Origin of the sequence: Bacteroides sp. ET71 (assembly GCF_023336905.1) — a bacterium.
In the GTDB taxonomy this organism is placed as follows: domain Bacteria; phylum Bacteroidota; class Bacteroidia; order Bacteroidales; family Bacteroidaceae; genus Bacteroides.
Window position 1 is genome coordinate 1 of sequence record NZ_JAMBLS010000017.1, and the last position, 22,112, is coordinate 22,112.

The window sequence follows — 22,112 nt, forward strand, 5'->3', positions numbered from 1 at the left end:
AATACCTTTCTAGAATGAATATAGAGAGAACAGACTTATCTATTTATTACATGAATATTTTTCTCGGGAATATGAGTTAATGCAAAATCTTGAAAATAAGTTCACGCAAAATTTCACCATCATTTGTAGAACTATTTTGTATTCCTTTTGATTGAGCATCGGCATATCGAATGTAACTTATGATATGCATCGTTTTTACTCCACTGTAACTGCGCATTGCTGTTTGATATTCACGCGACTGCCAAGAAGCTTTCAAACCAAGGAATGACGCTATGCCCTGCTCAGATTTATCGGGCGCGTAATAAGCTAGCATCAAATTTGAGAAAAAGACAAAGAGTGAGGATAATGTTAATTGTATTGGATTAGTTTTCAGATTTTCTTCGAAGTATTTTACGATACGATTTGCTTTCACTACATCTTTTTCTATTAAAGCTGCCCGAAGCTCAAAGTTATTATAATCTTTGCTTATGCCAATATTTTTTTCTATTTGTTCTGGGGTGACCCGTGTTTGATTTTTAGGAAGTGTGATGATAAGTTTTTCCATTTCTCCTGCCAAGCGGCTCAAGTCTGTTCCTACAAATTCTGCCAGCATGGAAATGGCTTTAGATTCTATATCGACTCCTCGACGTTTCATGTAAGAATTGATGAAGGTAGGAAGCTGAAATTCCTTTAATCGTTTAGATTCAAATAGAATCCCTTTTTTCTCGATTTCAATTGCCAACTTCTTACGTTTGTCTAACGCACCGTGTTTATGACAGATTACTAAGATTGTTGACATCAGTGGTTTCTGAAGATAGTAAGATAATTCATCCAAATTCCGCAGGGCTTGTGCTTCTTTGACGATTACGACTTGGTATTCTGACATCATTGGATATCGTTTAGCCGCGTTGATAATGGATGCTATGTCCGTATCTGCACCATAGACTATAGTTTGGTTAAACTCTTTTTCTGTTTCAGTAAGAACATGGTTGGCAATATAATCAGAAATGAGGTCTATGTAATAAGGCTCTTCCCCCATCAGGTAGTAGATTGGGTAATATTTTTTTGCTTTTAATTCTTTAAAGATGCTTTCAAAAGTAACTTCTTGTTGAGGCATGACATTTGAATTTTGCTATATAATTTTTATAGGAAGAGAATAGGATCCTGTTTTTCATATTGAGTGATTTTATGTATTTTTGTCCCCAGAAAAAAGGATCATCTTCCAAAATCGTACAAATATAGCAATGTTATCATTAAATCTCCCTACTTTCGAGGCTAAAATAAAGAAAGCCGGTGGAAAACATGTCATCTTTGATGTTATACGCCGTCGTTATGTGGCATTAACGCCAGAAGAATGGGTCCGACAGAATTTCATTCATTTTTTGTTGGAACATAAGGGATATCCTAAGGCTCTGATGGCTAACGAAGTACAATTAGCATTGAATGGAACAAAAAAACGGTGTGATACCGTGCTATACAAGCGCGATCTCACACCGCAGATGATTATTGAATACAAGGCTCCTCACATAGAAATTACTCAGGCTGTTTTTGATCAAATATATCGTTATAATCTGGTGTTACAAGTCAATTATCTGATAGTGAGTAATGGAGTATGCCATTATTGCTGCCGCATGGATTATGACCGTGAAAGTTATGCTTTCCTTCCTGCAATACCGTGCTATGCAGAACTTTGAAATTTTTTTTACGCTTCAGTTGTAAGTTTTCGTTTGCGTGTTGTTTTTTCTTTAGTCATATCTGTTTTAGCCTCAGATGTTACACCTGCCAACTCAGGGTCAATCATGATACGGCCACAATATTCACAAACTATAATTTTCTTACGTGAACGGATGTCTAACTGACGCTGAGGGGGAATTTTATTAAAGCATCCGCCGCATGCATCACGTTGCACGTAGACAATACCTAAACCGTTGCGTGAGTTTTTCCGAATCCGTTTGAAAGATTGTAGCAAACGAGGGTCTATTTTTGTTTCCAATTCTTTGGCTTTATCACGCAGAAGTTCTTCCTCTTGTTTGGTTTCTGCTATGATTTCATCCAGTTCTCCTTTTTTGGCTTCCAAATCTTTGGCACGCTCTTCTAATTTAGTTGTGCATTTTTCGACTTCTTCGTTTTTCTCCTTTTCTTGTTCTGAGAATTCCCGAATGCGTTTCTCGCACAATTCCATTTCGAGAGTTTGAAATTCAATTTCTTTACTCAAGAAGTCATATTCACGATTATTGCGAACGTTGTCTTGCTGTTCTTTATATTTACTGATGGAGGATTTGGCAGCTTCTATTTCTACTTTTTTGCCTGCAATGGAGGTTTTTAACTCGGCTATCTCACCTTTCAATCTTTCTATACGAGTATTCAGTCCGGCTATTTCATCTTCCAAGTCTTGTACTTCTAAAGGCAGTTCACCTCTTAAAGTTTTAATGTCGTCTATTTTGGACAACATCGTTTGCAACTGGAATAAAGCTTTCAGTTTTTCTTCCACTGACAGCTCTTGTGGATTCTTTTTTACTTCTTTTGTTGTAGCCATATTTTCTATATTTACATGTATTTAATAGGATTAGTATTTATTTGCGTTTTTCGTACCAGCAACTGAGGAAAAGCATTGTGAATAACACTTTCTAATAAATCTACAGTATATTGTTCGCTCTCGAAATGGCCAAGGCTTGCTAAGAGGATGTCATTCGCATGTCCTTGGAATTCGTGGTACTTGATTTCTCCTGTGACAAAAACGTCTGCGCCAGCTTGTATAGCCTGAGGAATAAGAAAAGCACCAGCTCCTCCGCATAATGCTATTGTATGTACTTCTCGTTTTTGCAAACGATTATTGTACATAAGGCAAGATGCATTGAAGAGTTTTTTTAGCCGAAGAAGAAATTCTGTTTCTTCTTCGGGTTCTTTCAGTCGTCCGATAACACCTGCTCCAGTTTCTGGTTTATTTTCACGGGGGCTTAAGATGTGGACATCAGTCAGACCTATTATTTCAGCAATCTTGTAGTTCACGCCTCCTTCCGCATTATCCAAATTTGTATGGGATGCGTAAATGGCAATATCGTTACGTATGGCTCTCATAACGCAACGTTCTACCTCAGTACGTCCTGTCAGAGCTTTTAATGGATGAAACAGCAATGGATGGTGTGCTATAATAAAGTTTATCCCTTGAGAGATTGCTTCATCCAGAACAGCTTCCGTGACGTCTAAACACAACAATGCCCCTGTAGCTTCCGTCCCTGTCAGTCCCGTTTGCAAGCCTGCATTATCAAAGCTGTCTTGCAAGGGCAAGGGCGCGAAATGCTCAAGGGCATCTATGATTTCCTTGATTTTCATCAGATTCGCATGATTTTTGGGTGCAAAGGTAGGAAAAAACGAGAAATAAAAAAACAGATGCAGATGGAAAATTCTCATTTTCGGCGATAGGGAGCTGGGGATGCTTAAGTTAGAGACAAAGAATTTGCCAATGTATTAGAAATATTTGTTAAGTAGTGGAATAAGGTTTATCTTTAGCCTAAAGATGTTCATCTCTAGGCTAGAGTTCTATATCTCTAACCTAAAGATCTACATCTTCAGGCTGAAGATGTAGATTTTCTAAACTCTTGTATCCTTTGAATAAGCATATCAAATAACTTTGCGATGTGGTTAAGACAGTGTATCTTTGCACCATCATAATAAAAAGAATAGTTATATGGGATATTTCGTAGGATTACCATTAGGAGGAACAACCGGAGAAAAAGAATATCAAGTACGTTTTGACAAAAATGTAGGATACCAAATAGAAACGTGTGCTCCGTTGTTGCCGGCAGAATGGGCTTTGCAAAGTGGCGTACAACTAACGTGGCCGCATGAAGATACCGATTGGACCGGAATGTTGGATGAAGTGGAAGCATGCTTTATTACTATTGCCCGCGAGATTGCTTCACGCGAACGCCTCTTAGTGGTGCATCCGCAGCCGGAAGAAATAGAAAGACAGCTTATAAAAGCCGGTGTACAGATGTCTAATGTACGTTTTGCGGCCTGTCCCACGAACGATACTTGGGCACGAGATCATGGAGCCATTACCATGCTGGATACCAATGGCCCATGTTTGTTGGACTTTACGTTTAACGGTTGGGGGTTGAAGTTTGCTGCCGATAAAGATAATCTTATTACGCGCCATCTGATACAATCAGGAGCCTTACACGGAGAATATTTAAATCGGTTAGGCTTCGTGTTAGAAGGAGGTTCTATTGAAAGCGATGGTATGGGGACATTACTCACAACCAGCCGTTGTCTGCTTTCACCTAATAGAAACGGACAGATGAATCAGGCAGAAATAGAAGAATACCTGTGTTCTACTTTCCATTTACAACGGATTTTATGGTTGAATCATGGTTTTTTGGCAGGAGATGACACCGATAGTCATATAGATACATTGGCGCGTTTTTGTGATCCGGAAAGCATCGCTTATGTCTGTTGCGACAACCCTTCAGACGAACATTATGAAGAATTGGCACAAATGGAAAAAGAATTAACCGCCATGCGAACTATTGACGGCAAACCTTATCGCCTGTTTCCTCTGCCTCTGCCAGATCCTATCCTGATAAATGGTGAACGTTTACCTGCCACTTATGCAAATTTTCTTATTTTGAATGATGCGGTGCTTTATCCAACATACAATCAACCGCAAAAAGATCAAGAAGCAGGTATCATGTTACAGAAAGCTTTTCCTAAACATGATATTGTAGGAATAAATTGCTTACCGCTCATCCGGCAACATGGTTCTCTACACTGCGTAACAATGCAATATCCTATGGGAGTTATCAAATAAAAAGTAACATCTAACCAATAATATAACTTTTATGGCAAGAATATTGAAAGTCGGAATCATCCAACAAGCTAATACAGCTAATATGCATGAAAATCTGATGCACTTGGCACATAGTATTGAAACTTGTGCTGCACACGGTGCAGAACTCGTGGTTCTTCAGGAATTGCACAATACACTTTATTTCTGTCAGACAGAAGATACGCGACTTTTTGACTTGGCAGAACCGATTCCTGGCCCTTCCACTGGCTTCTTTTCTGAATTAGCTGCATCATTAAACATTGTACTTGTAACTTCATTATTTGAGAAACGTGCTCCTGGGCTTTATCACAACACAGCCGTCGTATTTGAAAAAGACGGAAGTATTGCTGGAAAATATCGTAAAATGCATATTCCTGACGATCCTGCATATTATGAAAAATTCTACTTCACTCCAGGAGACTTAGGTTTTGAACCCATACAAACTTCAGTAGGTTGTTTAGGAGTACTGGTTTGCTGGGATCAATGGTATCCAGAGGCAGCCCGGTTAATGGCACTAAAGGGAGCGGAAATTTTAATCTATCCTACAGCCATTGGTTGGGAAAGCACAGATACCGATGACGAAAAAGAGCGTCAACTAAATGCCTGGATCACCATCCAACGTGCACATGCTGTATCAAATGGCTTGCCTGTTATCAGCGTTAATAGAGTCGGACATGAACCAGACCCCTCGGGTCAAACCAATGGTATTCTGTTTTGGGGAAATAGTTTTGTAACGGGGCCTCAAGGCGAAATTTTAGCAAAAGCCGAAAATCTTCGCCCAGAAAACTTGGTTGTACAAATCGATTTAGAACGCTCGGAAAATGTACGTCGTTGGTGGCCTTTTTTGCGTGATCGCCGCATCGATGCTTATCAAGAGCTAACAAAACGTTTTATAGATTGAATGTTAGCTGCTTGTTCATTATAAACTGAACACCTCCATAAACAAAAAGACCTAAAAATTGGGCTAGATATTCATTGCATCCCAATCCTTCTACTAATCCGATTAAGAAAAGAAATTGGGCCATGTAAGAGACCCCAAAAGCAATGGTAAAGAGCAATACTTGACGCCAAGTGTTGCTCTTTTTATTGGTAGGAAATATCCAATATTTAGACCAGATAAAGTTATGCGTTTGAGCTATAACGTATGCACTAATATTAGAAAGACGATAATTGACATCTAATATATGCATCATTATCCATACGACAAATGCGGTAATCAGTGCATTTAATGTACCGATTACCGCAAAACGGAATATCTGGGTAGTTCTTTTCAACTCCTTCCCTATTATTATTCTTTCACAATTAACTTTAGTTCTTCTAATTGTTTCGTTTCCAAACAAGAAGGAGCATCTAACATAACGTCACGACCACTGTTGTTTTTAGGGAAAGCAATGCAGTCACGTATACTGTCTAAGCCTGCAAATATGCTGACCCAACGATCTAACCCGTACGCTAATCCTCCATGGGGAGGAGCGCCATACTTAAAAGCATTCATTAAGAAACCAAATTGCTCCTGGGCACGTTCTGGTGTAAAACCTAATATTTCGAACATCTTCTCTTGCAATTTAGCATCATGAATACGAATAGAGCCTCCACCAACTTCTATGCCATTGCATACCATATCATAAGCATCAGCCCGTACTGCTTCTGGATTTGTATCCAGCAGAGGAATATCTTCATCTTTTGGGTGCGTAAATGGATGATGCATGGCCATTAGTCGGCCTTCTTCTTCGCTCCACTCAAACATCGGAAAATCTACGACCCACAAAAGGGCAAATTTATCTTTATCTCTTAATCCCAATTGATTGGCTACTTCAAGGCGGAGTTCACAAAGCTGTTTGCGGGTCTTCATTGTATCTTCACCGCTCAAAATTAGAATCAAATCTCCTGGTTTAGCATTGAATGCAGCCTTCAGCTCTTGTAATACATCTTGTGTATAGAATTTATCGACACTGGATTTGACATGTCCATCAGCTTCTACACGGGCATATACCAATCCCTTAGCTCCTATTTGGGGCCTTTTTACAAAATCAGTAAGCGCATCTATCTGTTTACGTGTATAATGCGCCGCTCCTTCTGCACAAATACCTCCAATATAAGTTGCACTATCAAAGACTGAAAAACCATGGCCTTTTAATATGTCCATTAGCTCGACAAACTTCATGTCGAAACGTAAATCTGGTTTATCACTCCCATAATATTTCATAGCTTCAGACCATGGCATACGCTGAAATGGTTCTGCCAATTCTACACCACGAATGGTTTTAAAAAGATATTTAGTCATACCTTCAAATAGATTAATGACATCGTCTTGCTCAACAAAAGACATTTCACAATCGATTTGAGTAAATTCAGGTTGACGGTCTGCGCGCAAATCTTCGTCACGGAAACATTTTGCAATTTGAAAATAGCGATCGAACCCCGAAACCATTAATAATTGCTTAAGAGTTTGCGGGCTTTGAGGTAAAGCATAAAATTGTCCGGGATTCATGCGTGACGGTACAACGAAATCACGTGCTCCTTCGGGAGTAGAACCTACTAAAATAGGAGTTTCAACTTCAATGAATCCCTTTGAATCTAGGTATTTGCGTACTTCAATAGTCATTTTGTGGCGAAGTTCTAAATTCTTTCGAACAATGTTACGCCGCAAATCCAAATAACGATATTTCATTCGGATATCATCTCCACCATCAGTATTATCTTCAATCGTAAAAGGAGGAGTTAATGATGTGTTAAGTATATGCAACGCAGATACTATTATTTCAATATCTCCCGTTGGAATATTTTTATTTTTACTGAAACGTTCATTTACTATACCAGTAACTTGAATCACGTATTCACGTCCAAGATGATTGGCTTGTTCACAAAGAGCAGCATCCAAGTTTTCGTTGAAGACCAATTGAGTAATTCCAAAGCGATCTCGTATGTCAATAAAGGTCATTCCTCCCATTTTGCGACTACGCTGCACCCATCCAGATAATGTAACTTCTTGATTTACATTTGAAATACGGAGTTCCCCGCATGTGTGTGATCTATACATATTTTATATATATAAGTGTTTACAAATAATTGTTATGCAAAAGTACACAAAAAACTTTCATAGAGTACTATGAAGAGATTTTTTTCATTTCTCGATTTTATTTTCATCGCTTTTCCAAAACCAAGGCATCTCACGTTCTTTCCACTCTTCGTTCATCTTCTGAAGGTACATTTTATTTAGCTGCTTTAGTCCGTTAATATAATCTTGAGCTCTTTGAAAAACATTTGGTGTGTCATGTTCAGCATTTTGAGGAACAATGACTCGCAATTCCTTTTTTACAATTTTTACTTCAATATCAACTCCCATGACAACAGGGTCACCATCATAATGTACTACGCCCGGCTTGTTTCTATGAATATTTAATTTTTGACACCGGAATGTTTTGATTCGACTATTTTGATTAATTGTTTTATGAAACAACTGAAAAGCTAATGTTGGTACATCCAATATTGTGAATGGTTCTAAAATCGTAACATCTAATAAACCGTCATCCAATGTTGCCTGTGGAGTTATATATGCATTATTCCCATATTGTGAAGCATTACCACAAGCTATAAGAAAAGCTTTATAGCGCGACATGCTTCCATCCATTTTTAATTCGTAAGTTTCCGGATGATATTTTAGGCTCTCAGACAGAGTTTTCTCCAAATAAGTAAGAGGCCCCCTTTTTCCTGCTCTTGAGAATTGCAGACTGACAAGAGCATCAAATCCTACTCCACATGTACAAAAAAAAGGAGTGTCATTAATGAGTCCATAATCTATATTTTCTATGACTTGTTCATTTATAATATCAATAGCTTTTCTTGGGTCTAACGGTATTTGTAAGTGACGAGCTAAACCATTCCCTGAACCGCAAGGAATTATCCCTAATGCCGTTTGGGTGTGAATAAGAGAACGGGCAATTTCATTAATGGTTCCATCTCCCCCAATTGCAATAACTGCAAATATCCCCTTTCGGGCTGCATGAGCAGCTATTTCTGATGCATGGCCAGCATATTCAGTATGAAAAAATGTTGGTTCAAAAAGGTCCTGGTTTAATCTTTTTTCAATCCAGTTTAAGATTTGTTGCTTATCTAAGAGTCCAGATTTGGGATTTACAATAAACACTATTTGCTTCTTAACGTCCATATAAAGAGAGGTTTTTGAAGGTTTGTAATGCAAAGGTAATGTAATTCTTATTAAATTGAAATCTTCTTTTGCTTTTTGAAGTTACTAAACTGCTTTTTTTATAGGAAACACATTGTTTTTTCAAACCAAATGAAGAGTATAACGACATATTTTGCTATCTTTGCACGCTGTTTTAAAAAAGAAATGCATAGCAAAAATTTATTTGTTAGGAATAAGTATTCATAGTAAAACAATATTTCATGGGGTTATTACAAGACAAATTTGCAAAATACGATGTGCCACAACAATTTATGGCTAAAGGCGTATATCCTTATTTCCGTACGATAGATAGCCATCAGGACACGGAAGTAATTATGGATGGCAGGAGAGTATTAATGTTTGGCTCGAATGCTTACATGGGATTGACATATGATAAACGAATTATCGAAGCTGCTAAAGCCGCAACAGACAAATATGGGACGGGGTGTGCTGGATCTCGTTTATTAAACGGAACGCTTGATATACATGTAGAATTAGAAAAGGAACTAGCTGAATTTGTTGGCAAGGATGAAGCTCTTTGTTTCTCCACTGGATTTACGGTGAATGAAGGAGTTATCCCGCAATTAGTAAGCCGTGGCGATTATATTATTTGTGATGACCGTGATCATGCATCTATTGTTGATGGAAGACGTCTTTCTTTTGCTACACAGTTGAAATATAAACACAATGATATGGGCGCTTTGGAGAAAGAACTCCAAAAATGTGACCCAGATGCTGTGAAATTAATTATTGTAGATGGTGTCTTTTCTATGGAAGGTGATTTGGCAAATTTACCTGAAATAGTTCGCTTAAAGAAAAAATATAATGCTAGCATTTATGTAGATGAAGCCCATGGCATAGGTGTCTTTGGCAAAGAAGGTCGTGGAGTCTGTGATTATTTTGGCGTGACAGATGATGTGGATCTCATCATGGGAACTTTTAGTAAATCTTTGGCATCTATTGGAGGCTTTGTTGCGGGTGATAAAGAAGTCATAAATTGGCTACGTCACAATGCTCGTTCTTATATATTTCAAGCAAGTAATACACCTGCTGCTACAGCCGCTGCGCGTGAGGCTTTACGCATCATTCGAACAGAACCTGAACGAAATCAACGTTTGTGGGAAATAACAAATTATGCATTAAAACGTTTTCGTGAAGCAGGTTTTGAAATCGGTGATACTCAGTCTCCTATTATCCCCCTATACGTACGTGATACAGATAAAACATTTATGGTGACAAAATTGGCTTTTGATGAAGGAATTTTCATTAATCCTGTTATTCCTCCTGCATGTGCACCTCAAGATACTTTAGTACGTGTTGCGTTGATGGCTACTCATACAAAAGAACAAGTAGATTATGCAGTCGAGAAGCTAACTAAATGTTTTAAAGTATTGGATATTATCCACTAAATATTTTATCCTTAAAGGGAGGGCTCGCATTTCTGTTATAGAAATGCGGGCTTTTTATTTAATACAACTTATCCCTAACCTATTTTGTCCGGGTTTTCTGTGTAACCTGATGTCATGAAGTACAGTAGTTCGGTATGCGAAGTACAGTAGTTCGGTATATGAAGTACAGTAATTCGGTATATGAAGTACAGTAATTCGGTATATGAAGTACAGTAGTTAAGTATGCGAAGTACGGTAGTTCAATATGCGAAGTATAGTATATTAACCATCCCCTTCTTTAAGAAGGGCACTCTTTTTGCTCAATAAAAAGAATCCTTGGCTTTTTAATTAAAGCAATATTTGAGGGAAACAACAGGACAGAAATATTTTAAAGGGGAAAATCAGACAATCATCTTCCTGTTTTTTTAACAATCTTATCTTGGAAATAAAAAATCAGGTCATCCCAAAATTGTTTTGGAATGACCTGATTTTCATTGTCGGGGTGACAGGATTCGAACCTGCGACACCCTGCTCCCAAAGCAGGTGCGCTAACCGGACTGCGCTACACCCCGCGTTAAATCGGCTGCAAAGATAAAAATTTTGTTTGGTTTCGACAAATTTCTTCTCTTTTTTATTGTATGAACTGACTCAATCCATATATAAATAGAAATCGTGAGTCAAAGCAACATATTCATCTGAATATTTCCCTTCTCCATCCTTTATGTATAGTTCATTTACTTCGCATTTGGTCTGCTGAGTTTTGAACTCAAACAATATTCGACGACATGTTTTTAAGGGACTGGTATAAACATTAGTTCTTCGGGAAAGATAAAAATCATATTCCCATGCCGTATTTAAGACTAATCTCTCCAGTTCGGATGGAATGATGATAGAAATAGCCCCCTGCGGGTTCAATAATGATTTAGAATGTTGAAATAATAAATTATAGTTAAGCTCCTCTACATGACGTGCCAGTCGCCGTTTGATATCTAAAGAACGTAAGGCATCGATAAAGTAAGGAGGATTTGACACAATGGCATCAAATTTCTCAATATCATCATAGTACCGGAAATTTTTACATATGATTTGGATTCTATTTCTCCAAGGAGAAGCCTCAACATTCTCCAAAGCCTGATTCGCCGTTTCTTTATCAATCTCAATAGCTACAAGTTTTGTATTCTTATTTCGTTGAGCTATTTGTAACGATATTAACCCACTGCCTGTTCCTACATCCAAAATTCGTTGAACATTTTCTACATTTACCCACGCACCTAATAAAACCCCGTCTGTTCCAACTTTCATTCCACAACGATCATGAAAGATTGTAAATTGTTTAAACTTAAAGAAGTCGTTTGACATATGCTCTGTTTTTAAATTGCTTCAAAAATACACAATATCGATTGAATAACTTCAAAAGTGGCATTGTTTTTGTGTTTTTAAATAAAGCGAGGAGCTTATTATAAATTAAATAGTTTAACTTTGCAGACACTTTTTATTTGTCTGTTATAACTGGCATAATTAAAAACAAAATGAAAAAAAGAAATTACCTATTCAATAGCGAAAATAAAGGCAGTGGAAATTCATTTTCTGTGATTGCAGACTTTGATGGGAATGAAGAGCAACTGATGGATATTAAAGTGGAGGATATTTTGCCCATATTGCCGCTACGAAATATGGTACTGTTCCCAGGTGTATTTATGCCTGTTTCGTTGGGAAGAGTATCTTCACTAAAATTAGTGCGTGATGCTGAAAAGAAAAACTCATATATTGCTGTTGTATGTCAAAAAATATCTGAAACTGAAAATCCTCAGTTCGAGGATTTACATCATATAGGAACTGTAGCTAAGATTGTCCGTACTCTTGAGATGCCAGATCAGACAACAACTGTTATCCTTCAAGGGTCTAAACGAATGGAACTAAAGCAGATTACAAATACGGACCCCTATTTAAAAGGTAGTATTACGTTATTAGATGAAGTACTTCCTGATAAAACTGATCGTGAATTTCAGGCTTTGGTAGAGGCGTGTAAAGATTTAACGGTGAAATATATTAAAACATCAGAAATGTTTCCACAAGAATCTTCGTTTGCTATTCGGAATATTAGCAATCCAATGTTTCTGGTGGATTTTATATGTACAAATTTACCATTAAAGAAAGATGAAAAAATAGAGCTACTACAAATCAATTCTTTACGCGAACGAACTTATCGTTTATTAGAAATTCTGAATAAGGAAGTTCAATTAGCAGAGATTAAAGAATCTATTCAAATGCGTGCTCGTGAAGATATAGATCAGCAGCAACGTGAATATTTTTTGCAGCAACAAATTAAGACTATTCAAGATGAATTGGGCGGTGCTTCTCAAGAACAGGAAATAGAAGAAATGCGCGCTAAGGCTGAAACTGTAAAATGGAGTGAAGAAGTTAAGAAAGTGTTTCTGAAAGAAGTAGATAAACTTGAACGTACTCATTCACAATCGCCTGACTATAGTGTACAATTAAACTACCTTCAAACTATGCTAAGTTTGCCATGGGGAATTTACACTACAGATAATTTAAATTTGAAAAATGCGGAAAAAATCCTGAATAAAGATCATTATGGATTAGAAAAAGTCAAAGAACGAATATTAGAGCATCTTTCTGTATTAAAACTAAAAGGAGATATGAAATCTCCAATTATCTGTTTATACGGACCTCCAGGAGTCGGAAAAACTTCTTTAGGCCGTTCTATTGCTGCAGCTTTAAAGAGAAAATACATCCGTATGTCTTTAGGAGGGGTACATGATGAAGCCGAAATACGGGGACACCGTAAAACTTATATAGGTGCTATGCCTGGCCGAATTATTAAAAGTTTGATTAAGGCTGGTTCATCTAATCCGGTTTTTATTTTAGATGAAATAGATAAGGTTACTTCTGATCGGCAAGGCGATCCTTCTTCAGCTTTATTGGAAGTCTTAGATCCTGAACAAAATACTACATTCCATGACAACTTTTTGGATGTTGATTATGATTTATCCAAAGTTATGTTTATTGCCACAGCCAATAATTTGAATTCTATTCCTGGTCCATTGTTAGATCGTATGGAATTAATAGAGGTTAGTGGATACATAACAGAAGAAAAAATAGAGATTGCACGTCGCCATCTGGTACCCAAAGAGCTAGAGGCTAATGGCATGAAAAAAAATGCGATCAAATTTCCTAAAGCAACTTTAGAGGCTATAATTGAAAATTATACTCGAGAAAGTGGTGTGCGTGAGCTGGAAAAGAAAATAGGAAAAATTTTGCGTAAGTTGGCGCGACAATATGCAACAGAAGGATCTTTTGAAAAGACAGAAATTAAACCAGAAGATTTATATGGTTTTCTGGGAGCTCCAGAATATACTCGAGATAAATATCAAGGGAATGAATATGCTGGTGTTGTAACTGGACTTGCATGGACTGCTGTAGGAGGAGAAATCCTGTTTGTTGAAACAAGCCTTAGTAGAGGGAAGGGAGGCCGTTTGACCTTGACAGGCAATTTAGGAGATGTAATGAAGGAATCTGCAATGTTAGCATTAGAGTACCTTAAAGCTCATGCTTCTTTATTAAATATTGATGATGAAATATTTGATAATTGGAATATCCATATTCATGTACCTGAAGGGGCAATTCCTAAAGACGGACCTTCTGCAGGCATTACTATGGTAACGTCCTTAGCATCTGCTTTAACCCAACGTAAAGTTAAAGCTAATTTAGCAATGACAGGAGAAATTACATTACGTGGCAAAGTTCTTCCGGTCGGTGGAATTAAAGAAAAAATTCTAGCAGCTAAGCGAGCTGGGATCAAGGAAATTATTTTGTGTGAAGAAAATAGAAAAAACATCGAAGAGATTCCAGAAATCTATCTGAAAGGGTTGACTTTTTATTATGTAAGAGATATCAAAGAAGTGTTATCAATAGCTTTAACAAATGAAAAAGTGGTGGATGCTATTGATTTTAAAGTAAAAAAAGAAAAAGGCGAAAATAAAGGATGATATTCAAATTACAATATATAGACAATAAGACAAATGCACGAGCTGGGCTAATCACCACAGATCATGGAACAATAAAGACTCCTATTTTTATGCCGGTAGGAACAGTTGGCACTGTAAAGGGAGTTCATTTGTCAGAATTGAAACAAGATATAAAAGCGCAAATTATTTTAGGAAATACTTACCATTTATATTTGCGTCCAGGCTTGGATATCATTGAAAAAGCAGGAGGTTTACATCGTTTTAATGGTTTTGACCGTCCAATATTAACAGATAGTGGAGGTTTTCAGGTTTTTTCATTAGCTGGTATACGTAAATTGTACGAAGAAGGAGCTGAATTTCGTTCACATATAGATGGTAGTAAACACTTTTTCACCCCTGAAAAGGTTATGGACATTGAACGTACAATTGGTGCAGATATTATGATGGCTTTTGATGAATGTCCTCCAGGTAATTCTAACTATGAATATGCGAAGCAGTCATTAGGGTTAACTCACCGTTGGTTAGATCGTTGTATTCAGCGCTTTAATGAAACAGAGCCTAAGTATGGGTATAAACAATCTCTCTTTCCCATTGTGCAAGGATGCGTTTTTCGTGATTTACGTACTCAATCCGCAGAATTTGTTGCTTCTAAGAATGCAGATGGAAATGCAATTGGAGGGTTAGCAGTAGGAGAGCCAGTAGAAAAGATGTATGAAATGATAGAACTGGTCAATGGTATTCTTCCTAAAGACAAGCCTCGATATCTAATGGGAGTCGGTACACCTGTTAATATATTGGAAGGTATAGAACGTGGTGTGGATATGTTTGATTGTGTAATGCCTACTCGAAACGGGCGCAACGGGATGCTGTTTACCAAAGATGGCATACTGAATATGCGTAATAAGAAATGGGAAGCAGACTTTTCTCCTATCGAAGCAAATGGTGCGTCATATGTGGATACTTTATATTCTAAGGCATATTTGCGACATTTGTTTCATGCTCAGGAAATGTTAGCTATGCAAATAGCCTCTGTGCATAATTTAGCTTTTTATCTTTGGTTAGTAAACGAAGCTCGACAGCATATTATTGCCGGTGACTTTGCGACGTGGAAAGCAGTTATGGTAAAACGTATATCTACAAGATTATGACGCTATTAAAATTGCCTATATTGAGAAAAATGAAATGGCCTGAAGAAAAGCTTTTAAAGCGCTTAGATTGGTATATCATGAAGAAATTCTTGGGGACTTATGTCTTCGCCATTGCATTGATTATCTCTATTGCGGTAGTATTTGATTTTAATGAAAAGCAAGATCGCTTTATGTCGCATGATGCACCTTGGAGTGCTATTATCTTTGACTATTATCTGAATTTTATACCTTATTTTGCCAACTTATTTAGCCCTCTTTTTGTATTCATTGCTGTCATTTTTTTTACTTCGAAGCTGGCAGAAAACTCTGAAATTATTGCCATGTTTTCCACTGGAATGAGTTTTAAGCGTATGCTACGACCATATATGTTATCTGCTGCTATTATAGCTGTTGTGACATTTGGTTTAGGTGCTTATATTATTCCTAAAGGAAGCGTTACTCGTATCAACTTTGAAGACAAATATTATAAGTCGAGAAAAATGAATACGGCACGTAATATCCAATTAGAAGTAGATAGTGGAGTCATCGCATATATTGATCGTTTTGAAAATTACAGTAATACGGGGTATCGTTTTTCACTAGATAAATTTAAAGGAAAGCAACTCGTTTCTCATTTGACAGCCAGAAGCATTACATATGATACTGCTGCCGTACATAAGTGGATTGTGAAGGATTATATGATTCGTGAAATGGATGGAATGAAGGAAATAATTACTCAGGGAGCTCGAATTGATACCACTCTTTTTATGGAACCTGCTGATTTCCTGATTATGAAAAATCAGCAAGAAATGTTGACAAGTCCTCAATTGAGTGAATATATAGATAGACAAAAACAACGAGGCTTTGCTAATATTAAAGAATTCGAAATTGAATATCATAAACGCATTGCCATGTCTTTTGCTTCATTCATACTAACACTGATTGGCGTCTCACTTTCTTCACGTAAAACTAAGGGGGGGATGGGACTGCATTTAGGTATAGGTCTGGCATTAAGTTTTTCATATATTTTATTTCAAACTATTGCTTCTACTTTTGCTGTGAATGGAAATATGCCTCCTGCTATTGCTGTTTGGATTCCAAATATTCTTTATTCTTTTATTGCTTTCTATCTATATCAAAAGGCACCTAAATAAATCGTTAATGGATAACTACAAAAAAAATATTGGCCGACGTGAATTTCTCAGAATTGTGGGAATTGCTACAGCAGCTTCTTCTATAAATATACTGCAAGGATGTACGCCTGGACCGAAGAAAAAGCTAAAAACTGCTGTAGATGATGCAGATTCTAGGCCTGCCAAAATGACATATCGAAACTTTTCTGATCAGGAGAAAGAAAGTGTTTCTATTTTAGGATATGGTTGTATGCGTTGGCCTACTACCCCATCGCCAGACGGGAAAGGAGATTTGATAGATCAAGAAAAAGTAAATCAGTTAGTGGATTATGCCATGAAGCATGGGGTAAATTATTATGATACTTCTGTATATGTTCAAGGATGGAGTGAAAAAGCGACTGGCATTGCTTTAAAACGGTATCCGAGGAAACGATTCAAGATTGCTACCAAATTATCCAATTTCTCCAATTATACCCGTGAGAATTCTATTAAAATGTATAAGCAGTCTTTCGTTGATTTGCAGGTAGAATACATAGATTATTATCTGTTACATTCAATTGGTAACGGTGGAATACGTACTTTCAATGCCCGTTATATTGAGAATGGAATGTTAGATTATCTGATAAAAGAACGTGAAGCTGGACGTATTCGTCATTTGGGATTCTCTTTTCATGGAACAAAAGATGTATTCGACGAAGTACTTGCTATGCATGAGCAGGTGCATTGGGATTTCGTACAAATTCAATTGAACTATTTGGACTGGAACCATGCATCAGGTAATAATGTAAATGCTGATTATCTGTATGAAGAGTTACAGAAAAAGCATATTCCTGCTATTATTATGGAACCATTGTTAGGAGGGCGTTTATCTAAATTGCCTGACCATATTGTAGCGAGACTTAAACAAAGACAACCGGAAAATAGTGTAGCTTCATGGGCGTTTCGTTTTGCTGGTTCTCCAGCGAATGTACTGACAGTCTTAAGTGGCATGACGTATATGGAACATTTACAAGATAATCTGCGTACATATTCTCCTTTGGTTCCTTTAACAGAAGATGAACGCCAGTTCCTTTTCGATACAGCAAATCTCATTACTCAGTATCCTACCATACCGTGTAATGATTGCAAATATTGCATGCCATGTCCCTATGGTATTGATATTCCTGCTATACTATTGCATTATAATAAATGCGTTAATGAAGGCAATCTTGCAAGAAGCATCCAGGATGAAAATTATCACCAGGCTCGTCGTGCTTTCCTTGTCGGATATGACCGAAGTGTACCTCGTTTACGTCAAGCAGACCACTGCATTGGATGTAAACAGTGTAACCCGCATTGCCCACAGTCTATCGATATACCTCATCAAATGCAACGAATCAATGATTTTGTAGAAAATTTAAAGCAAGGAACATTATAGAATCTTATTGGATTATTATGGAAATACAAGGTATTATAGACCTGTTGCATCAAGGCGGGTATTCATGTGTAGTACAAAATGATACAGAAATCCGGACTTTCCATCGTCATGGTGTTATTGATTTATACGAGCTGTATCAATCTTCTCCAGATTTTTGTTGTGGCGCGTTCGTGGCAGATAAAGTCATAGGAAAAGGAGCTGCGGCCTTACTTGTGTTGGGAAAAATTTCGTATTTGTATGCGGATGTTATCAGTACTCCAGCTCTCACCCTGTTGCGCCAAGCCCATATTTCTACAAATTTTGGCATTGAAGTACCTTTTATTATCAATCGTAAGAAAGATGGACGCTGTCCTTTAGAAACTGCTTGCGACGGAATCAATGACCCAGAAACTATTTATCCCGTCATACAAGATTTTGTCTCTAAGAGGTTTGCACCCTGATAAGATGCCTATGAATATCTGCAAAAGCCCAAGCCTTGCTACGAACTTAATAACTCCACCAACTCTTTGTCAACACAAAGAAGCATAATATACCATGGTTCAGGCTTTATATACCATGATTCTATCATATTTGCAATCATTACAAGAGAAAAGTAAAGTTTGTGTGCGAATATCCGCTTTAAATGTTGATTTGTACTATGAAAAACTTTTATGAAAATGGTAGTTTCCTTAAAAAAAGAACTATATTTGCAACAAGGATTGTCTCCTATTTACAGATTTAACAAAATTAAAAAGAAACTGTTATGAAAAAACTTACTCTCAAAATGGCTGCTACCGTTATGATTTGCGGTGCGTTTCTTTTCAGTTCGTGTGTGGGATCATTTGGTTTGCATACCAAATTGAGCAATTGGAATCAGAACATCAGCAACAAATTTGTTAACGAACTGGTATTCTTGGCTTTTAACATTATTCCAGTGTATGGTGTATGCTACTTAGCTGATGCACTAGTCATTAACTCCATAGAATTTTGGAGTGGCAGTAACCCAATGGCTAGTATTGGTGATGTCAAAACTATTAAAGGAGAAAATGGAAATTACCTAGTCGAAACATTAGAAAATGGATACTCTATTACTAAAGAAGGAGAAGATGTTTCTATGCAATTGATATATAATGCAGAGCAAAATTCTTGGAATGTAGTAGCTGATGGCACTAGCGCAGAGCTTCTGAAACTGAACAACGACGGAACAGCTCAAATGACTTTACCTGATGGTGGTGATTTAACCGTTACACTTGATACACAAGGTATCTCTACTGCTCGTCAAGCTGTAATGACAGACAGTTATTATTATGCTTTGAATTGACCTGATTCGTAAATATTCAAACGGGCAAATGTTCTCAAATTAACATTTGCCCGTTTTTTTGTTTCTCATTAAAAGGGATAACCTACGGCGAAATGAAACGCAAAATCGCGTTTGAAATTGGGATGAATGATAGGATATCTTTGTTTACCGCTTTCGTAAACTGGGTTGATAGCTTTCATTCCTCCATCGAAACGTAGTACGAAAAAGTCTAAATCAAGACGTATCCCTAATCCATATGCCACAGCTATTTGCTTATAGAATTTGTTCCATTCAAATTTTCCTCCAGGTTGTTCATCGTATTCACGCAGCGTCCAGATATTACCTGCATCAATAAATATTGCCCCCTTAAGTTTCCAAAACAATCGCGTACGGTATTCGATACTTGCATCAAATTTAAGATCGCCAGACTGATTTAAGAAATTGTTATCTCCAGGAAAGGAACCCGGTCCTAAGTCACGTACTGACCATCCGCGTACACTGTTGGCACCTCCTGAGAAATAACGTTTTTCGAAGGGAACCACCGTCGCATTTCCATAAGGGATGGCAATGCCTGCACCAATGTGAAAAGCCAATGAATTGCGATTATCTATTACTATATTTTTAGCAAAATCTACATCGGCTTTGACATATTGTGCAAACGGTATTCCTAAAAGCGTGTATTCGTCATCGGCATTTCGTTGCATATGGGTTGCTTTTGCCAAGGCATATAACAAATTGCCGGCCGATTCGAAATTAAATCGTACAGTGTAAGAATTGCCTAATGTAGCATTGTTCATCAATGCCCGGCCGGCACTATTGTATGTATAACTATAACCTGTCCGTACTATTAAGCGATCCTCGTAGTTATACTTCAATATGTAGTTTTCCTCTTGTTCCAAATATAGATTACGAAATCCTTCATCCATCCATGGCATATAAAGATAGTTGATGTCAAGCAAATCGATGCGGTGCTGGGAGCGTAAATGTTGCATCCCCCATTTATAACTCCATCCAGCAGATGCTACGATACGGGTAAATTCTGGTCGCATTTGATAATTATATTGTAAACCAAATTCGGTGGTCGCAGATATGCGTCGTGTAAAGTTGTTCGACAGAAACGGAAACAGGAAACGTGGGAAATTGATAGATGTTTCGGCACCCAGTTCGATATAGTTTTGATTGTATCCAGTCCCTTGCAATCCGGATACAGCTTCGTAAGCGCCACGCAGTTTTAGCATGAACACTTCTGAACCCCGGAAAAGGTTACGATGATTATATGTGACAGAAGCGCCTGCTCCCAGGTCTCCGGCAGAATTGGTTCCTTCCACTTCGAAGGAAATGGATTGTGGCTTATTCTTGGTTAGCATGACATAGGCGTTCAGCCTGGTGCTGTCTTTTTGTGTTTCCAGAAAGCGGATGTTTGTGTATTTCAAAGCCTGTAACCTGCCATAGTTCAGGTAGGTACGCTGCACGTCTTGGGCATCGTACAGCTCACCTGGCGCGAAATGCAAGTTGTTTACCAATACATTGGGACGCAGATAGAGTTGGTCTTTATAATAGATGGGGTATTGCAGGTAGTGGATGGAATCGGTCACTGATATGTTGTTCGTAGTGGTGGATTCCAGCATGTTATAGTCGGTGATGAACGAAACCTTGTTGATGCGGTATTGTGAATGAGGCACCGAAGCGCCACTGGCATGACGGTGATAAGGTGCCAGATGAAGCGTCAAATCGACCTGGTAAGTATTGCGTACAGTGTCGGCGGTGTAAGAAATGTAATCTTTGTTGAATTTATAATAGCCGTATCTTTGAAGATTAGAGGTGATGCGCTGACGTTCTGCATCCAGAACATTTACGTCCAGGTACATTCCTTCATGAAGCAGTGTAGAGGCAGAATCACGACGCATGTATGTACGGATTTTGGAATCGGCTATGTCGTATTTCAACGTGCGCACCGAATAAGGCCGCCCTGTATGTATCTGGTAAGTCAGGCGCATTTTCCGTCCGCTGACTTCGGGCAGGGTGTTGACCGTGGCTCCCATGTATCCCATGTTTTGTACGGCTTTGGTCATTTCTTCAGCAGTTCGCATGGTTTCTTCCGGGCTGTAGATGACAGGAGCATCTCCCATGCGGCGCAATACGCGGTTGATCCAACGTGTTGAGTCACGTCCCGACCAGTTATAAACGTACAGTTGAGTTTTTATCAAGCTGAACCACTTTGAATTGGGGTGTTGCCGGAGGTATAATGACAAATCGGATGGCTTGACCTCTTTATTATCCGTTTGTATGCGCACATCGTCCAGCAGATAAGAACCTTCGGGCACATATTTCGTCACCGAGCAGGCAACAAGCGTTAGCATGAGGCAAGCCGATGACAAAAGGCGGATCATATGTTTCAATCTTTTTTTCATCTGTCCCGTATAATCTGCTACAAATATAGCCGTTATTTTTCTGTCTGGAAAGTGAAAATGAAATATAAAGCAGAAAGCCGTCCGCTCCTCTGTCTGATAAATCTCCGGAATACGGCCCAAAAGCTGTTGCCCTATGGGAAAATCTCTATTTCCAGCTTAGAAATATATATTCACAGGATAGAAATATATATTCACAGGCTGGAAAAATATATTTCTAAGCTGGAAATAGAGATTCTCACCTTGCCGGTAGATAAATGGGCTGTATTGCAGGAAACTTTTCCATACGAACGGGCAAGTTAAATGTCTCGGAGGCTCTCTTCCCGAGCATAAAGGCGGCAAACCTTGGATTATTGGAAAGATTCGTGTACTTTTGTC

Annotated in this window: 19 protein-coding genes and 1 tRNA gene; 11 read left to right on the forward strand and 9 right to left on the reverse strand. The window is 38.0% G+C overall.

Features of this window, described 5'->3' with window-relative positions; genetic code table 11:
- Positions 1-76 precede the first annotated feature (76 nt).
- Positions 77-1,096 carry a DNA polymerase III subunit delta gene (gene holA, locus M3090_RS09795; RefSeq protein WP_249055721.1) on the reverse strand — a complete coding sequence of 340 codons (1,020 nt, stop codon included), beginning with the start codon at positions 1,094-1,096 and terminating at the stop codon, positions 77-79.
- A 127-nt stretch (positions 1,097-1,223) separates the two neighbouring features.
- On the opposite strand from holA, the gene M3090_RS09800 reads away from it, so the two are divergent.
- Entirely contained in the window at positions 1,224-1,673 is a 450-nt protein-coding gene (locus M3090_RS09800; RefSeq protein ID WP_249055724.1) for a type I restriction enzyme HsdR N-terminal domain-containing protein, read from the forward strand.
- Between the two features lie 8 nt (positions 1,674-1,681).
- On the opposite strand, the gene M3090_RS09805 is transcribed toward M3090_RS09800, so the two are convergent.
- Both M3090_RS09805 and M3090_RS09810 read right to left on the reverse strand, forming a co-directional pair.
- On the reverse strand, positions 1,682-2,515 hold the full coding sequence (locus M3090_RS09805) for a zinc ribbon domain-containing protein (protein WP_249055726.1): 834 nt from the start codon (positions 2,513-2,515) through the stop codon (positions 1,682-1,684).
- Between the two features lie 11 nt (positions 2,516-2,526).
- Complete coding sequence (locus M3090_RS09810) at positions 2,527-3,312, reverse strand: Nif3-like dinuclear metal center hexameric protein (protein WP_249055737.1); 786 nt, start codon at positions 3,310-3,312, stop codon at positions 2,527-2,529.
- Between the two features lie 355 nt (positions 3,313-3,667).
- On the opposite strand from M3090_RS09810, the gene M3090_RS09815 reads away from it, so the two are divergent.
- Together M3090_RS09815 and M3090_RS09820 are read left to right on the forward strand one after the other, a co-directional pair.
- Positions 3,668-4,789 carry an agmatine/peptidylarginine deiminase gene (locus M3090_RS09815; protein ID WP_249055740.1) on the forward strand — a complete coding sequence of 374 codons (1,122 nt, stop codon included), beginning with the start codon at positions 3,668-3,670 and terminating at the stop codon, positions 4,787-4,789.
- A gap of 31 nt (positions 4,790-4,820) precedes the next feature.
- Positions 4,821-5,708, forward strand: a complete 888-nt coding sequence (locus M3090_RS09820) for a carbon-nitrogen hydrolase (protein ID WP_249055742.1) — start codon at positions 4,821-4,823, stop codon at positions 5,706-5,708.
- Here the strand turns inward: M3090_RS09820 and M3090_RS09825 are convergent.
- The 3 genes from M3090_RS09825 to M3090_RS09835 form a co-directional block, all read right to left on the reverse strand.
- Complete coding sequence (locus tag M3090_RS09825; protein ID WP_249055746.1) at positions 5,698-6,081, reverse strand: GtrA family protein; 384 nt, start codon at positions 6,079-6,081, stop codon at positions 5,698-5,700. The genes M3090_RS09820 and M3090_RS09825 overlap by 11 nt on opposite strands.
- A 14-nt stretch (positions 6,082-6,095) precedes the next feature.
- Positions 6,096-7,847, reverse strand: coding sequence for an aspartate--tRNA ligase (gene aspS / locus M3090_RS09830; protein WP_249055749.1), 1,752 nt, complete (start codon positions 7,845-7,847; stop codon positions 6,096-6,098).
- An 84-nt stretch (positions 7,848-7,931) separates the two neighbouring features.
- Positions 7,932-8,975: a diacylglycerol/lipid kinase family protein gene (locus tag M3090_RS09835; RefSeq protein WP_249055751.1), complete on the reverse strand. Its 1,044-nt coding sequence runs from the start codon at positions 8,973-8,975 to the stop codon at positions 7,932-7,934.
- A 239-nt stretch (positions 8,976-9,214) separates the two neighbouring features.
- Between M3090_RS09835 and spt the strand changes: the two genes are divergently transcribed.
- Positions 9,215-10,402, forward strand: a complete 1,188-nt coding sequence (spt, locus tag M3090_RS09840; RefSeq protein WP_249055754.1) for a serine palmitoyltransferase — start codon at positions 9,215-9,217, stop codon at positions 10,400-10,402.
- 476 nt (positions 10,403-10,878) lie between these two features.
- Here the strand turns inward: spt and M3090_RS09845 are convergent.
- Together M3090_RS09845 and M3090_RS09850 are read right to left on the reverse strand one after the other, a co-directional pair.
- Positions 10,879-10,953: transfer RNA gene (locus M3090_RS09845), tRNA-Pro, on the reverse strand.
- A gap of 76 nt (positions 10,954-11,029) precedes the next feature.
- The gene (locus tag M3090_RS09850; protein ID WP_249055756.1) at positions 11,030-11,740 is read right to left on the reverse strand and encodes a tRNA1(Val) (adenine(37)-N6)-methyltransferase; all 711 of its coding nucleotides are present in this window, start codon (positions 11,738-11,740) and stop codon (positions 11,030-11,032) included.
- 170 nt (positions 11,741-11,910) lie between these two features.
- Here M3090_RS09850 and lon point away from each other — a divergent pair, with 170 nt between their 5' ends.
- The 6 genes from lon to M3090_RS09880 all read left to right on the forward strand — a co-directional run bounded on the left by lon (position 11,911) and on the right by M3090_RS09880 (position 19,347).
- Complete coding sequence (gene lon / locus M3090_RS09855) at positions 11,911-14,391, forward strand: endopeptidase La (RefSeq protein ID WP_249055759.1); 2,481 nt, start codon at positions 11,911-11,913, stop codon at positions 14,389-14,391.
- Complete coding sequence (gene tgt / locus M3090_RS09860) at positions 14,388-15,518, forward strand: tRNA guanosine(34) transglycosylase Tgt (protein WP_249055761.1); 1,131 nt, start codon at positions 14,388-14,390, stop codon at positions 15,516-15,518. Before lon ends, tgt begins: the two co-directional genes overlap by 4 nt.
- Positions 15,515-16,651: an LptF/LptG family permease gene (locus M3090_RS09865; protein WP_249055763.1), complete on the forward strand. Its 1,137-nt coding sequence runs from the start codon at positions 15,515-15,517 to the stop codon at positions 16,649-16,651. The genes tgt and M3090_RS09865 overlap by 4 nt, the downstream gene beginning before the upstream one ends.
- A gap of 7 nt (positions 16,652-16,658) precedes the next feature.
- On the forward strand, positions 16,659-18,047 hold the full coding sequence (locus M3090_RS09870; protein ID WP_249055765.1) for an aldo/keto reductase: 1,389 nt from the start codon (positions 16,659-16,661) through the stop codon (positions 18,045-18,047).
- A 17-nt stretch (positions 18,048-18,064) separates the two neighbouring features.
- Entirely contained in the window at positions 18,065-18,487 is a 423-nt protein-coding gene (locus M3090_RS09875; protein ID WP_262918885.1) for a DUF1893 domain-containing protein, read from the forward strand.
- Positions 18,488-18,789: 302 nt separating this feature from the next.
- Positions 18,790-19,347 carry a DUF3332 domain-containing protein gene (locus tag M3090_RS09880; protein WP_249055768.1) on the forward strand — a complete coding sequence of 186 codons (558 nt, stop codon included), beginning with the start codon at positions 18,790-18,792 and terminating at the stop codon, positions 19,345-19,347.
- Between the two features lie 68 nt (positions 19,348-19,415).
- Here M3090_RS09880 and M3090_RS09885 read toward each other — a convergent pair whose 3' ends face one another.
- Entirely contained in the window at positions 19,416-21,737 is a 2,322-nt protein-coding gene (locus tag M3090_RS09885; RefSeq protein ID WP_249055770.1) for a BamA/TamA family outer membrane protein, read from the reverse strand.
- Between the two features lie 57 nt (positions 21,738-21,794).
- Here M3090_RS09885 and M3090_RS09890 point away from each other — a divergent pair, with 57 nt between their 5' ends.
- On the forward strand, positions 21,795-22,037 hold the full coding sequence (locus tag M3090_RS09890) for an integrator complex subunit 13 (RefSeq protein WP_249055772.1): 243 nt from the start codon (positions 21,795-21,797) through the stop codon (positions 22,035-22,037).
- The last annotated feature ends 75 nt before the right edge of the window (positions 22,038-22,112 follow it).